15 protein-coding genes are annotated in these 13,964 nt (G+C 66.3%); 6 read left to right on the plus strand and 9 right to left on the minus strand.

Annotation, left to right across the window (positions count from 1 at the left end; translation table 11 throughout):
- Positions 1 to 10 precede the first annotated feature (10 nt).
- From cysS to AC6JAM_RS05005, 4 genes are all read right to left on the minus strand, one after another.
- Positions 11 to 1,468 (minus strand): cysteine--tRNA ligase, encoded by a 1,458-nt coding sequence (cysS, locus tag AC6JAM_RS04990; RefSeq protein WP_478222333.1) that lies wholly within the window; start codon positions 1,466 to 1,468, stop codon positions 11 to 13.
- A gap of 9 nt (positions 1,469 to 1,477) precedes the next feature.
- Positions 1,478 to 1,978, minus strand: a complete 501-nt coding sequence (gene ispF, locus AC6JAM_RS04995) for a 2-C-methyl-D-erythritol 2,4-cyclodiphosphate synthase (protein ID WP_018771188.1) — start codon at positions 1,976 to 1,978, stop codon at positions 1,478 to 1,480.
- Between the two features lie 8 nt (positions 1,979 to 1,986).
- The gene (gene ispD / locus AC6JAM_RS05000; RefSeq protein ID WP_056389214.1) at positions 1,987 to 2,769 is read right to left on the minus strand and encodes a 2-C-methyl-D-erythritol 4-phosphate cytidylyltransferase; all 783 of its coding nucleotides are present in this window, start codon (positions 2,767 to 2,769) and stop codon (positions 1,987 to 1,989) included.
- Positions 2,770 to 2,877: 108 nt separating this feature from the next.
- Positions 2,878 to 3,360, minus strand: coding sequence for a CarD family transcriptional regulator (locus AC6JAM_RS05005; protein WP_011690592.1), 483 nt, complete (start codon positions 3,358 to 3,360; stop codon positions 2,878 to 2,880).
- Between the two features lie 272 nt (positions 3,361 to 3,632).
- Between AC6JAM_RS05005 and AC6JAM_RS05010 the strand changes: the two genes are divergently transcribed.
- Positions 3,633 to 4,232 carry a hypothetical protein gene (locus AC6JAM_RS05010; RefSeq protein WP_495635679.1) on the plus strand — a complete coding sequence of 200 codons (600 nt, stop codon included), beginning with the start codon at positions 3,633 to 3,635 and terminating at the stop codon, positions 4,230 to 4,232.
- A gap of 86 nt (positions 4,233 to 4,318) precedes the next feature.
- On the opposite strand, the gene AC6JAM_RS05015 is transcribed toward AC6JAM_RS05010, so the two are convergent.
- Positions 4,319 to 4,999 carry a response regulator gene (locus AC6JAM_RS05015; RefSeq protein ID WP_026266060.1) on the minus strand — a complete coding sequence of 227 codons (681 nt, stop codon included), beginning with the start codon at positions 4,997 to 4,999 and terminating at the stop codon, positions 4,319 to 4,321.
- Entirely contained in the window at positions 4,996 to 6,228 is a 1,233-nt protein-coding gene (locus AC6JAM_RS05020) for a sensor histidine kinase (protein WP_497935914.1), read from the minus strand. Before AC6JAM_RS05020 ends, AC6JAM_RS05015 begins: the two co-directional genes overlap by 4 nt.
- Before the next feature lie 205 nt (positions 6,229 to 6,433).
- Between AC6JAM_RS05020 and phoU the strand changes: the two genes are divergently transcribed.
- Positions 6,434 to 7,096, plus strand: coding sequence for a phosphate signaling complex protein PhoU (phoU, locus tag AC6JAM_RS05025; RefSeq protein ID WP_018771193.1), 663 nt, complete (start codon positions 6,434 to 6,436; stop codon positions 7,094 to 7,096).
- 72 nt (positions 7,097 to 7,168) lie between these two features.
- On the opposite strand, the gene AC6JAM_RS05030 is transcribed toward phoU, so the two are convergent.
- Positions 7,169 to 7,915 carry a phosphoglyceromutase gene (locus AC6JAM_RS05030; protein WP_018771194.1) on the minus strand — a complete coding sequence of 249 codons (747 nt, stop codon included), beginning with the start codon at positions 7,913 to 7,915 and terminating at the stop codon, positions 7,169 to 7,171.
- A 99-nt stretch (positions 7,916 to 8,014) separates the two neighbouring features.
- On the opposite strand from AC6JAM_RS05030, the gene AC6JAM_RS05035 reads away from it, so the two are divergent.
- On the plus strand, positions 8,015 to 8,869 hold the full coding sequence (locus AC6JAM_RS05035; RefSeq protein WP_497934187.1) for a class I SAM-dependent methyltransferase: 855 nt from the start codon (positions 8,015 to 8,017) through the stop codon (positions 8,867 to 8,869).
- Here AC6JAM_RS05035 and AC6JAM_RS05040 read toward each other — a convergent pair.
- Positions 8,854 to 9,207 (minus strand): DUF2516 family protein, encoded by a 354-nt coding sequence (locus AC6JAM_RS05040; protein WP_026266062.1) that lies wholly within the window; start codon positions 9,205 to 9,207, stop codon positions 8,854 to 8,856. The two genes, AC6JAM_RS05035 and AC6JAM_RS05040, sit on opposite strands and share 16 nt — an antisense overlap.
- 9 nt (positions 9,208 to 9,216) lie before the next feature.
- The gene (locus AC6JAM_RS05045; RefSeq protein ID WP_497934188.1) at positions 9,217 to 10,407 is read right to left on the minus strand and encodes a trans-sulfuration enzyme family protein; all 1,191 of its coding nucleotides are present in this window, start codon (positions 10,405 to 10,407) and stop codon (positions 9,217 to 9,219) included.
- Positions 10,408 to 10,542: 135 nt separating this feature from the next.
- On the opposite strand from AC6JAM_RS05045, the gene tmk reads away from it, so the two are divergent.
- Genes tmk through AC6JAM_RS05060 form a run of 3 tightly spaced genes read left to right on the plus strand, consistent with a single transcriptional unit; the run spans position 10,543 to position 13,939 of the window.
- Positions 10,543 to 11,217, plus strand: coding sequence for a dTMP kinase (gene tmk, locus AC6JAM_RS05050; RefSeq protein ID WP_018771198.1), 675 nt, complete (start codon positions 10,543 to 10,545; stop codon positions 11,215 to 11,217).
- Positions 11,214 to 12,377 carry a DNA polymerase III subunit delta' gene (locus tag AC6JAM_RS05055; RefSeq protein ID WP_134165811.1) on the plus strand — a complete coding sequence of 388 codons (1,164 nt, stop codon included), beginning with the start codon at positions 11,214 to 11,216 and terminating at the stop codon, positions 12,375 to 12,377. Before tmk ends, AC6JAM_RS05055 begins: the two co-directional genes overlap by 4 nt.
- The gene (locus AC6JAM_RS05060) at positions 12,374 to 13,939 is read left to right on the plus strand and encodes an alpha/beta hydrolase (protein WP_478222334.1); all 1,566 of its coding nucleotides are present in this window, start codon (positions 12,374 to 12,376) and stop codon (positions 13,937 to 13,939) included. Before AC6JAM_RS05055 ends, AC6JAM_RS05060 begins: the two co-directional genes overlap by 4 nt.
- Positions 13,940 to 13,964: the final 25 nt, after the last annotated feature.

Raw genomic sequence — 13,964 nt, forward strand, 5'->3', positions numbered from 1 at the left:
CGGGTAGGGATCAGTCCCGCTTGAGGCTCCACGTGGCGCCGTCCGGGCCGTCTTCCACCACGACGCCGGCCTGGTTGAGCGTGTCCCGGATGGCGTCGGAGGCGGCCCAGTCCTTTTGGGCCCGGGCAGCCGCGCGGGCGGCAAGCTGCGCTTCGACCAGCACGCCAAGGGCCTCGGCCTCCCGGGTTGCCGCGGCAGCGGAGCCTTCGACTGCGTTCAGCCCCAGGACCCCGAGCATGTCGTGGACATGGTGCAGCGCCTGCCGGGCGTCCTCCAGCCGGTCCTCAGTGAGGGCGGTGTTTCCGGAGCGGACGGTGTCATGGAGTACTGCCAGCGCCTGGGGGACGTTCAGGTCGTCATCCATGGCGCGTTCGAACGCCTCGGGAACAAGCCCGTCCGCGGCAAGGGTGTAGGTTCCGTCAGAGGAAAGTGCACGCACGGCCCGGCTGATGAAGCCGTCAATGCGTTCGACGGCGGCCGCGGCCTCCTGCAGGGAGGTGGGCCGGTAGTCCAGGATGGAGCGGTAGTGCGCCTGGCCGAGGTAGTAGCGCACCACCCGCGGCGACGCGAGTTCCAGCATCTCCGCGGGGCTGATGGTGTTGCCGATGGACTTGGACATCTTTTCGCCCTGGTAGGTCACCATGCCGTTGTGCATCCAGAAGTTGGCGAACGGGTGTCCGGCCGCCTGTGACTGCGCCATCTCGTTTTCGTGGTGCGGGAAGCGCAGGTCCAGGCCGCCGCCATGGATATCGAATGCGGTACCCAGGTACTTGGTGACCATGGCCGAGCACTCAAGGTGCCAGCCGGGCCGTCCTGCCCCCCAGGGCGAAGCCCAGCTGGCGGTGGCCGGCTCCCCTTCTTTGGAGCCCTTCCACAGCGCAAAGTCGCGGGGGTCCTTCTTGCCGCGGGGGTCGGCGTCGGGCGCTGCCTGCATGTCATCGATGTTCTGCCGGGTCAGTGCGCCGTATGTGTCCCACGAACGGACGTCGAAGTACACGTCCCCTGAATCATCCAGGGCAGGATAGGCATGGCCGCGGTCAATGAGCTGCTGGATCAGGGCATGCATCTCGGGGATGTGTCCGGTGGCCCGGGGTTCGTACGTGGGCCGGGAGACGCCAAGGGTGTCGTAGGCCTTCAGGAATTCCTGCTCGTAGCGGTACGCCAGCGCCCACCATTCCTCCTGAGGCACTTCGCCCACCTCCGGGCTGAAGTCCGGCGCGAACGAAGCCTCGGACTTGGCCAGGATCTTGTCGTCGATGTCCGTCACGTTGCGGACGACCGTGACGCGCAGGCCCCGGTACTCAAGCCAGCGGGTGAGCTGGTCAAAGGCGATGGCGGAGCGGATGTGCCCCACGTGCGGCATGCCCTGGACGGTGGCGCCGCAGTAGTAGAGGCTGACCTTGCCGTCGACGATGGGGACGAAGTTCCGGACTTCGGCGGAGGCGGTGTCATAGAAGCGCAGGGTCACCGCTCCAGACTAGCTGATGGGCTGGGGCTGCTGGGGGTACACCAGCGCGGTGGCCACCGCCGAAATGCCTTCCCCGCGTCCGGTGAATCCCAGGCCGTCGCTGGTGGTTGCCGTGACGCCCACAGAGGCGCCTGCGGCTTCGCTGAGGACCTTTTGGGATTCTTCCCTGCGCGGCCCGAACTTGGGCCGGTTGGCCACGAACTGCACCGCAACGTTGCCAATTTCGAACCCGGCTGCCCGGACAATCCGGGCGGCTTCGGCCAGGAGGGTGGCGCCGGATGCGCCGGCGAACTCCGGGCGGTCGGTACCGAAGTGGGTGCCAAGGTCGCCGATACCGGCGGCCGAGAATAGGGCGTCCGCGGCCGCATGGGCGACGGCGTCACCATCTGAGTGCCCGGCGAGGCCCCGTTCGCCGGGCCATAGGAGTCCACCGAGCCAGAGGGGCCGGGGCGAGTCTTCCGGCGCGTAGGCATGGACGTCGATTCCCACCCCGGTGCGCGGCAGAACCATCTCCGCGCTCATCCTTCCACCCACCGGGCGCCGAGCGGGCCTTCCAGGAGCCCTTCCGCGAAGATCAGGTCAAGGGGCGTTGTGATCTTGAGGGACTGCGTTGATCCGCGGACGGCATGGACGGGGGTGCCGAGCATCTCCACCAGCATGGCGTCGTCGGTGACGGCCGCGGACTGCTGCTGGTCCAGGGACTGTGCGGCCTGGTGCGCCTGCAGCAGCGCGCCGATCCGGAAACCCTGGGGCGTCTGCACGGCCCGGAGCTCCTGGCGGCGGGCTGTCCCCGTGACAACTTCGGGTGCAAAGGCCGCGTCCTCCCCGGTAGTGGCGGCCACCGTTTTGACGGTGTCTACCACGGGCAGCGCCGGAATGACGGCGGCAGCGCCGGCGGCAAGGGCATCGGAGACGCGGTGGAAAACGGATTCGGGCGTGAGCGCGCGGGCGGCGTCGTGGACCAGGACCGCCTCGATGCCGTCCATCAGTGCCGAGATGCCTGCGCGGACGGAGTCGGCCCGGGTGGCTCCGCCGTCGACAATCGTCAGGAGTGGACCACCATCGGCAAGCTCGCCACGGAAGTCGTCACACAACTCCCGCAGGCCCTGGTCACCGGCAGGCAGCGCCACGCACACCTGGCTGGCCACTCCTGACGCGACAATGCCCCGCAGGGCATGTATCAGGATGGGCTCGCCGCCGAGCGGAACAGCGGCCTTGGGCATGCCGTAGCCGAGGCGCTGCCCGGAACCGGCGGCCACGAGGATGACGGCCGTGACCAGGCGCGTGGGTGATTCACTCATGCGGACTAGCCTACGACGCCGCCACTGCGGTCAGGCGGCTTGGACACCGGCGGGTGATGCCAAAAAAAGAAGCCCCGGCGGCACTTGCGTGCCGCCGGGGCTAAATTCTTAGGAAGCCAGGACCTCGTCGAGAACGCTTGCAGCCTTCTCCTCGTCGGTCTTTTCAGCCAGCGCCAGTTCTGAAATCAGAATCTGACGGGCTTTGGCCAGCATACGCTTCTCGCCTGCGGAAAGGCCCCGGTCGTGATCCCGGCGCCACAGGTCGCGAACGACCTCTGCCACCTTGATGACGTCACCGGAAGCAAGCTTCTCCAGATTTGCCTTGTACCTGCGTGACCAGTTGGTGGGTTCCTCGGTGAACTCGGCGCGGAGCACATCAAACACGTGCTCCAGGCCTTCCTTGCCCACTACGTCCCGGACCCCAACAAGGTCAACGTTCTCTGCTGGAACTTCAATGGTCAGATCACCCTGAGCCACCTTGAGCTTGAGATACATCTTCTCTTCGCCCTTGATGGTGCGCATCTTGATTTCTTCAATCTTCGCAGCACCGTGGTGAGGGTAAACTACTGTCTCGCCGACCTCAAATACCATGTGGACATTTCCCCTTTCCCGCAGACCAGTTTATCACGATTCAGGCATATGACCGGCCGGAGAAAGGGCCTCCAACCGCGAAAATACGCGGAAAATGGGCCCAATCAACCCCCTTCACCCCCTTGACGGATGGGAGGATTAGTGCATCAGGTGAGCGCTCCCACAGTGGATGTGACACCGCCGAATCCTCGTTTGCCCCTCAATGCGGATAGGCTATGGGCTGAAAAAGACTTCAAATTTCTCGAGGAGTACGTGACGTGCGTTCCACTGCGATGAACCGGGCCCAGCGCGGCAAACTGGCACTGACGGCTGCTGCCCTTGGCGCCAGCCTGCTGACCGCGGGCTGCGGTTACATCACGCCCCAGCAGACCAGCCATCAGTACTCCGCCTCGGACGGCATCCGCGCGGACCTCGGTCCCCTGCAGTTGCGGAACATCCTGATTGTTTCCACCGGCGAGGACAAGCCCGGCCGCCTGATCGGCGCCGTTTACAACTCCTCTTCCAAGGACGTGAAGCTCACGGTCAACGGCGCCAAGGGCTCGCAGACCGAGGTACCGGTGAAGGCCAACTCGTACACGCTCCTCAACGAGAAGTCCGACGAAGCCATCCTGAGCACCACTGGTGGCCAGCCCGGCTCCCTGGTGGACGTCAAGATCAGCGAGAACGGCACCAACGTCAGCAACACCGTCAAGGTTCCCGTCCTGGACGCCACGCTGGAGGAGTACAAGGACTACGTACCTACGCCGAGCGCTTCGGCAACGTCCTCGTCGTCCGCTTCTTCGTCCGCCACCCCCTCTGCCGGCGCAACCTCCAGCGCCACGTCGAGCGCCTCCGCCCCGGCTACTGCCACCGCGACCGCCACGAGCCGCTAAGCAGGCGCCGGAACCCCGGACACAAAAGGGAGGAGCCCACTGGCTCCTCCCTTTTGTTATGCCTGCTGACGGAGTCCCGGTACGGCCTACGGCTCGAATTTGTACCCAAGGCCGCGGACGGTCACCAGGTAGCGGGGAGCGGACGGATCGGGTTCGATCTTGCCGCGGAGGCGCTTCACGTGGACGTCAAGGGTCTTGGTATCGCCCACGTAGTCGGAGCCCCAGACGCGGTCGATGAGCTGGCCGCGGGTCAGCACCCTGCCCGAGTTGCGCAGCAGCATCTCCAGGAGCTCGAACTCCTTCAAGGGAAGCAGGACCTGCTGGCCGTCCACGCTCACCACGTGCCGTTCGATGTCCATGCGGACCGGACCGGCCTGGACGGTTGAGGAAATCAGCTCCTCAGGCTCCCCCTGGCGCCGCAATACCGCCCGGACGCGGGCCACCAGTTCACGGGAGGAGTAGGGCTTGGTGACGTAATCGTCAGCACCGAGTTCCAGGCCCACCACCTTGTCGATTTCCGAGTCCTTGGCGGTCAGCATGATGACGGGGACGCTTGAGCGCTGGCGGAGCTGCCGGCACACCTCAGTGCCGGAGAGGCCCGGGAGCTGCAGGTCAAGCAACACCAGGTCGGCGCCGTTACGGTCGAATTCGGTGATGGCATCAAGGCCGTTGTCCACCACCTCCACCTCGAACCCTTCTTTGCCCAGCAAATAGGACAAGGGATCGCTGAACGACTCCTCGTCCTCGACAATCAAAATCCTGCTCAAGCGCTGGCTCCTCGATCTGTTGTGCCGGCGGCGCGGGGTAGGTGGGTAAGACTGGGTTTTTCCGGCGCCTGTGCCGGTGCTTCCGGCCCGGCCGGCGCGTCCTCGCCGTCCTGGCCTTCCATTTCGGGCAGCCGGAGGGTGAAGGTGGACCCCTGCCCGGGCTGGGACCAGAGGGTCACTTCGCCGCCGTGGTTGGACGCCACGTGCTTCACGATGCTCAGGCCCAGGCCGGTACCGCCCGTCTGGCGGGAACGGGCGGCGTCCACCCGGTAGAAGCGTTCGAACACGCGTTCCTGGTCCTCAGGGGTCAGCCCCTCGCCCTGGTCCGTCACCGAAATCGAGACTACGCCTTCCCTGGAACGTACACCGATCCCCACCCGGGTGTTGTCGGGTGAATAGCGGATGGCGTTGTCGATAAGGTTTCGCAGCGCCGTCACCAGCAGGTCCTGGTCACCGAAGACCTTGCCCTCGGTGCGGCCGCCCACCACGATGCTGATGTTCTTGCTTTCCGCGGGAAGCTGCGACCGGTCCACGGCTTCGGCGATGACGGCGTTGATGTCCACCGGGCCGCCCTGCTGGGTCACGCTGGCGCCCTGCAGACGGGAGAGTTCGATGATGTCCTGGACCAGGGCGGCCAGGCGGGCGGATTCCTTGTGCATGCGCTTGGCGAAGCGGCGGACAGCGTCAGGATCGTCGGCGGAGGATTCGAGCGCCTCGGCCAGCAGCGAGATGGCACCCACGGGGGTTTTCAGTTCGTGGGATACGTTGGCGACGAAGTCGTTGCGGATCTCTTCGGTGCGCGTGATCTCCGTCCGGTCATCGGCGAGGAGCAGGATGTATTCCTCACCCAGCATGGCCGCCCGCACCTGGACGATGATGGTTCCCTTGCCCAGCGGCCCCCTCGGGAGTTCGAGCTGCTTTTCCAGGATGACGCCGTCCCGCCGGACTCCCGCGGTCATGTCCAGGAGTTCCCTGTGGACCACGGTGTGCCCGCGGACCAGGCCGTACGCGTACGCTGCGGGGCTGGCCCGGACCACGCCGTCCACGTCGTCCAGCACCACAAAAGCGCGTCCGACGACGGCGAGCACCTCCGCTGCGCCGGGCGGCAGTGCCAGCTCCCCGGCGTCGATCTCCAGCAGCTCGCGCTGCTTCTCGCTGACCCGGTAGGCAAGCACGCCGAACGTGCCAAGCGCCAGGCCGATAAGGCCGGCAACCAGACCAATGAGCATAGGATCCACAGCTCCACTTTATGCTCTTGCCCTAAGCCCCCTGCCGACTTCCGGCCTATCCGGCCAACGGTTCAACTAACGTTCATCTGTGTGGGCATAATCGTTTACCGGGCGATGACAGAGTTGGTGGTCAGAGCGCCTAATGGCGACACGATTCCTGCTGCCCTGCAGCGGCCGGCGGGAGTTCCAAGGAAAGGACGCCTACGTGCGTAAGGTTTTTCAGGAAGAGCTCACCCAGGTCGGTGACCAGCTGGTGGAGATCTCCCGACTGGTCAGCGAAGCGATCAACAAGGCCACTACCTCGTTCCAGGTAGCGGACGTGGACCTCGCGCAGGATGTCATCGCCGCGGACGCGCGCATCGATTTCCTGCAGAACAGCCTCGATGAGCGGGCCATCGACATTCTGGCACTGCAGGGTCCTGTCGCCAGCGACCTGCGCATGATCGTCGGTTCCCTGCGGATGAGCGCGTCCCTCGAGCGGATGGGCGACCTGGCCCGCCACATCGCCCAGCTGGCCCGCCTCCGCTACCCCTCCACGGTGATTCCGGAGTCCATGACGGAGACCTTCAACCGGATGGCCGAGCTCGACCAGGAGATCGCCGACAAGCTGACCGTCCTGCTTGAAAGCCGCGACCTCGAGGTGGCCAGGGACATCCTCAAGGCCAACACGGCGATCAATGACCTGCACCTGAGCGTCTTCAAGGCCATCGCCGCGCCTGAGTGGCACGAGTCCCCCGCCACCACCGTGGACGTGGCCCTCGCCAGCCGCTACTTCGAGCGCTTCGCCGACCACGGCGTCTCCGTCGCCCAGAAGGTGACCTACCTGGTCACGGGCGCATGGCAGCCCACCGGGACAGAACACAGCTGACACCCAAGCTGCCGGACGACGGCGGGCCGGTCACCTGAGGTGACCGGCCCGCCGTCGTACGGGTTTAATGTCCTATTTCTTGCCCTGGTTTGCCACTGCCAGGATGGCTTCTTCGGCAGCTTCGGGGTCCAGGTACGTTCCGCCGGGCTTGACCGGCTTGAAGTCCTCGTCCAGTTCGTACACCAGCGGGATGCCGGTGGGGATGTTCAGGCCGGCGATGGCTTCGTCGCTGATGCCGTCGAGGTGCTTGACCAGGGCACGCAGCGAGTTGCCGTGTGCGGTCACCAGGACCGTCTTGCCTGCCTTGAGGTCCTCCTTGATGTCCGATTCCCAGTAGGGCAGGAGCCGCACCAGGACATCCTTGAGGCACTCGGTGCGCGGCAGGGCATCGCCGAGTCCCGCGTAACGGGGGTCGTGCGCCTGGGAGAACTCGGAGTTGTCGTCGAGGGGCGGCGGCGGGGTGTCGTAGGAACGGCGCCATTCCATGAACTGCTCTTCGCCGTATTCGGCGAGGGTCTGCGCCTTGTCCTTGCCCTGCAGCGCGCCGTAGTGGCGTTCGTTCAGGCGCCAGTCGCGCTTGACCGGAATCCAGCCGCGGTCGGCCTTGTCCAGGGCGATGTTCGCGGTGTTGATGGCCCGCTTCAGCAGGGAGGTGTAGAGCACGTCCGGAAGGATGTTGTTCTCCACCAGCAGCTCACCGCCGCGCGCTGCTTCCGCGCGGCCCTGGTCGTTCAGGTCAACGTCCACCCAGCCGGTGAACAGGTTCTTTGCGTTCCATTCGCTGTGGCCGTGGCGCAGCAGAATCAGCTTGTAAGTCATGATTTTCATCCTAGCCGAGCAGTGTTGCCGCCCGCCCAGCGTTACAAGCCAGGCCGCGGTGGGGCCCGCTTCCCCCAGGGCCAGGGATAGGGTTGTGCGGTGGTTCAAAAGGCTGAACGGGTGAACTCCCCGCAACTATCCGGCAGGACATCCGCCGCCCGGCAGGGCCGTCCGGTGGGCAACGTCACCCGCGGCACCACCAACCCCAACCGGATGCGCCGGGTGGACCGCTGGCTGGCCGGACCTCAGGCCTGGCGCCTGCGGTCGGCGGCTGACCCGCTCGTCATTGACCTGGGCTACGGCGCAACACCAGCCACCGCCGTCGAACTCCATGAAAGGCTCGCCGCTGTCCGGCCGGACGTGCGGGTCTGCGGGATCGAGATCGAACCGGAGCGCGTCCGCGCTGCGCTTCCGCTGCAGCGGCCCGGGCTGACCTTCCACCTGGGCGGCTTCGAGCTGCCCGTTCCCGGCCATCCTGTCCTGGTCCGCGCCTTCAATGTCCTGCGGCAGTACGAGGAAGCTGATGTCCGGGGCATCTGGCAGCTGGTGCAGGGCAGGTTGTCGCCGGGCGGCATATTCGTGGACGGCACGTGCGACGAGATCGGGCGGCGCGTGGCGTGGGTGACCCTCGACCGGGTCCGTCCGCTGTCGCTGAGCATCTCGGTCCGTTTCGGGAGCTTCGACCTGCCTTCGGACGTGGCCGAGCGGCTTCCCAAGGCCTTGATCCACCGCAACGTCCCTGGCGAACCTGTTCATGCCTTCATGCAGGCGATGGACCGCGCATGGCTTGGGAGCGCGCCGCTCGCCTCGTTCGGCAACAGGCAGCGCTGGGTCGGCATGTGCCGGGCCCTGCGCGAGGCCGGGTGGCCGGTGCAGGACGGGCCGGCCAGGTGGCGGCTGGGCGAGCTGACGGTGGACTGGGCGGCCGTGGAACCTGGTTACCAGGGGCCGTAGGGGCCCATGTTGCGGCTGCCGCCGCGGCCTGCGTCCTTCACTGCGGGACGGACGTCGGCCAGGTAGACGGAGGCTGCCACCACGGCGGCGAGCCCGAAGAGGCCAAGGGTGCTGATAATGCCGCCACCGGCGCCGAACAGCGAAATGATGCCCACCAGCAACGCACCGCCGGTGAGGGCAAGCCAGAACGTCTTGGTCCGCTTGCCCGTGGCTTCGAAGGCGTTGGCCCGGTGCCTGGCACAGTCCACGAACGCCCACAGTTCAAGCCCCAGGGCCACCAGGCCAAGGATAAAGAACACTGCCTGCTCTACGTACGCGATAATTATTCGACCGTCCACAAGCCCAGCCTAGCCCTCCAGCGTGTCCAGCGCCTGCTTCAGGTCAGCCCACAGGTCCTCAACATTTTCCACCCCGACGCTCAGCCGAACCAGGTTTTCGGGGACGCTGGCTGGTTCCGCCGAGTGCCGGCGCCGCCGTTCGATCAGGGATTCGACCCCGCCCAGGGAGGTGGCCGGCAGCCAAAGCTCCAACGCCTGCACCAGCTTGTCCGCGGCGTCGGCGCCGCCCAGGCCCGCCGTGGGTGCCACCTGGACACAGATAATGGAGCCAAAGCCCTGCATTTGTTCCTTGGCGCGGGCATGGCCGGGGTCGGAATCGAGCCCGGGGAACCGGATGGAATCAATGGCGGGGTGGGCGGCGAGGCGTTCCGCCAGGATCATTGCCGACTCCTGCGACCGTTCCACGCGCAGCGCGAGGGTCCGCAGACCCCGCAGTGCGAGCCACGCTTCGAAGGGACCCGCGATGGCGCCGTGGATGATGCGGTGGTGGAGCAGCGACGACCGGATGTCCGGATTGGAAGTAACCAGGGCGCCAAGGACGACGTCGGAGTGCCCGGCGAGGTACTTGGTCACCGAGTGGAGGACGACGTCGGATCCGAGCTGCAGGGGCTGCTGCACCAGTGGCGTGGAAAAGGTGTTGTCAGTGACGACGATTGCCCCGGCTGCATGGGCGGCCTCAGCGACGGCCGGCATGTCCGCTATTCCGAGCATGGGGTTGGTGGGGCTTTCCAGCCACAGCATGGCCGCGGCTTTCGCCGACGGGCCTTGCGGTGCCAGGGCATCCTTGACGGCGTCCGTGTCGGCAATGTCCACGGTCCGGAGTTCGATGAACCCTTTTTGGGCAAGTTCCGTCGCCATCACCAGGGAGCCGGAGTAGCTGTGGTTGGGCATGACCAGCACGCGGCCGGCAGGGATCAGGGACAGCGCGGAACTGACCGCCGCCAGCCCCGACGCGTAGAGCAGTCCGGGAAGGGCAGCTCCTTCAAGCTGGCCGAGGGCCTCCTCAAAGGGATCCCAGGTGGGGTTGGAATAGCGGCCATAACCCCGGTCGCCGTCACCCAGCGGACCGGTACCGAAGTAGGTGGAGGAAAGCGTGATCGGAGGATTGACCGGCTGGTCCCTTTCCCGCGGCGGACGCCCGGCCGCCACCACCACGGTCTCGGGTGAAAGGGAAGCGGCCTGGTGCTCGGAAAGACTCATGGTGAAAAGCGTACTGTTCCTGCCGGATCCGCCGGAAAGCGGTGTCGTTTTGTGGACGGCTGCCGTTCACCGGACTGCCGCCTTCGAGGTAGCGACGGATCGGGAAAAGTCGGTACCCCTCGGTAGGCTTGAGAAGTGAACAAACAGAGGGCCGGCGTATTCATCGCGTTCGAGGGTGGCGATGGTGCAGGCAAGTCCACCCAGGCCGGCCGGCTTGCGGCAGCATTGGAGTCCCTGGGCTACACCGTGCTGCGCACCCGGGAGCCCGGCGGCACCCCGGTTGGCGAGAAGCTGCGGTCGCTTGTGCTGGACCACGGCAATGGTGACATCGACGCGCACACCGAGGCCCTCATATTTGCGGCTTCCCGGGCCGCGCACGCCACCCAGGTAATCCGCCCGGCTCTTGGCCGCGGTGAAATCGTCCTGACGGACCGGTACATCGACTCCTCGGTGGCCTACCAGGGTGCCGGCCGCAACCTGGGCCTGGACGCGGTGCGTTCCCTCAATGAGTGGGCCACATCGGGCCTCCAGCCCCACCTCACAGTCCTTTTGGACGTTGACCCCCAACTTGGCCGCCGCCGCCGAACTGCCGGCCAGGCAGCGGAAGACCGCCTGGAATCCGAGGCTGACGAGTTCCATACCCGGATCCGGGAGGCCTTCCTTAGCCTTGCTGCGGACCGCCCGGAGTCGTACCTGGTCCTCCCGGCCCACCTGCCGGTGGAAGACCTTGCCGCTCAGATCCTCGCCCGGGTGGAAACCCTCCTTGCCGTTCCTGCCGCCGCAGCAGCCACGGACGGCGGTGACTCATGACCGTCTGGGATGACCTCCAGGGCCAGCCCGCCGTCGTCGAACAACTGCGCCAAGCCGCCAGCGGCGAAAGCCTGACGCACGCCTGGCTGTTCACCGGTCCGCCGGGGTCCGGCCGCTCCAATGCCGCCAAGGCGTTCGCGGCCGCACTGAACTGCGACCAGGAGGACGTGGGCCAGCGTGGCTGCGGACAGTGCCAGGCCTGCCACACGATCCTGGGTGAAACGCATTCGGACGTGACCTTCGTGCGCACAGAGAAGGTCACCATCACTATTGACGAGGCCCGCGAACTGGTGGCAACCGCCGGCAACCGGCCGTCGTCCGGGCGGTGGCGGATCATCGTGGTGGAGGACGCCGACCGCATGGCCGAGCGGACCACCAACGTGCTGCTCAAGGCCATCGAGGAACCCACGCCGCGGACCGTGTGGATGCTCTGCGCGCCGTCCCCGGCCGATGTCCTGGTGACCATCCGGTCCCGCTGCCGAAGCGTTGCCCTGCGGCTGCCGCCCGCGTCGGACGTGGCAGCGCTGCTGGTCCGGCGCGACGGCGTGGACCCTGCCCTTGCGGAGCAGGCCGCCCGCGCTGCCCAAAGCCATGTGGGCATCGCCCGGAGGCTGGCCAGGGATCCGGCGGCAAGGGAACGCCGCCTGGAGACTGTCCGCTTCCCGCTGGGGCTGCGCGGCGTAACAGCGGCGGTCATGATGGCGGACAAGCTGGTCAAGATCGCCACTGCGGAGGCCAACAGCTCCAACGAGGAACGCGATGCAGCAGAGAAGGCCGCACTGCTGGCGACGCTGGGAGCACCGGAAACCGGCGCCCTCCCCCCGGCCATGCGCAGCCAGCTCAAACAGCTCGAAGACGACCAGAAGCGGCGGGCCAAGAGATCCATCACGGACTCCCTGGACCGGACCCTGACGGATTTATTGTCCTTCTACCGCGACGTCCTGATCATCCAGCTTGGGAACGCCGTGGAGTTGGTCAACGTTGAGCTGAGGAGTGAGCTGGAAGAGTTCGCAGCCCGCTCTACGCCGGAAGCCACGCTGGCCCGCATGGACGCCATTAACAAAGCCCGTGAACGCATCACCACCACCAACGTTGCCCCGCTGCTGACCATTGAGTCCATGGCTGCCAGCCTGATACAGCCCTCCAAGGAGACCCGATGACTGCCCGCCCCCTGCCCGCAAGCCGCAGGTCCCTGACGGTCGCTGTCCGCGCCGCCGCAGCAATGGCCGTGGCCGTTGTCCTGGCCTCCTGCAGTCTCCTTGGTGGCGACAAGAACCCGCCGGAAGCTGCCACGGCAAAGGCTGACCCCTCCATCGTGGCGTCTGCTCCCGCAGGGCTGGAAAAGTTCTACTCGCAGCAAATCGTGTGGGAGCCCTGCGAAGGGGAATTCCAGTGCGCCAAGGTGAACGTGCCCATGGATTACGCCAATCCCGGCGGCGACACCATCCAGATCGCAGCGCTCCGGGCACCCAGCACCGGTAAGAAGACCGGCAGCCTCCTGGTCAATCCCGGCGGCCCGGGCGCCTCCGGTTACGACTTTGTCAAAGACGCTGCCGGAACCCACTTTTCAGCGGCTGTCCGCAACGCCTACGACCTCGTGGGCTTCGATCCGCGTGGCGTGAAGCGCTCCGCTCCGGTCACCTGTGCCACGGACGCCGAACGCGACGCCGCCCGGGCCAAGATCTACGCGTACGAAACCGATGCCGGGCTGGCGGCGGCACTGGCTGACAGCAAGGCAATCGCTACCCAGTGCGCGTCACAAACAGGCCCCGTCCTGGGCCACATCGACACCGTCAGCGCCGCGAAGGACCTGGACGTGCTCCGCGCGGTTGTGAACGACTCCAAGCTGAACTACCTGGGGTACTCCTACGGCACGTTCCTGGGCTCCACCTACGCCTCGCTTTTCCCGGACAACGTAGGCCGGATGGTCCTCGATGGCGCCCTCGATCCGTCAATCAGCAATGAGGACCTGACCAGCGGCCAGGCCCGGGCCTTCGAAAAGGCGCTCCACAGCTACGTGGCCAGCTGCCAGAAGCAGACCAAGTGCCCCCTGGGCGGTGATGTCGACTCCGGCGTTCAGCAGATCCGGGACCTCATTGACTCCATACGGCAGACACCCCGCACGGCCAAGGACGGGCGGCTGGTCAATGCAACCCAGTTCGTCAGCGGCCTGATCACCCCGCTCTACAACGACCAAAGCTGGCCGGCCCTCACCCAAGCGCTGGAGGCCGCCGTCTCCGGGGATGTCAGCCTCATGCTCCGGCTTGCCGATATCGGTGCCGACCGGGCCCCCGACGGCTCCTATACGTCCAATTCGGCGCTCGCTTTCAATGCGGTCAACTGCCTGGACTACCCCATGGTTTCGGACGCCGCGGGCATGCGGGCGGAGGAAAAGCGGCTGGAACAGGATTCACCCACCTTGGGCTACTTCTTTGCCTACGGCGGAACCATCTGCGCAGACTGGCCGTACAAAAACGTCCGCACGCCGGCGGCGGTGGAGTACAGCGGCGACTCCCCCATCGTGGTCATCGGCACCACCGGCGACCCCGCAACCCCCGTTGAATGGGCAGCGTCACTGCGCAAGCAGCTGGGGAACGCCTCCCTGCTGACCTGGAAGGGTGAAGGACACACCGCGTACGGCCGGGCCAACAGCTGCCTGGAGGATTCCGTGGACAACTATCTGGTCAGCGGCAAGCTGCCGGCCGACAATACGGTGTGCTGAGGGTCGCAGCAGCGTCACGCCGGCC

It is taken from the genome of Arthrobacter sp. GmRoot5-12 (assembly GCF_059739365.1).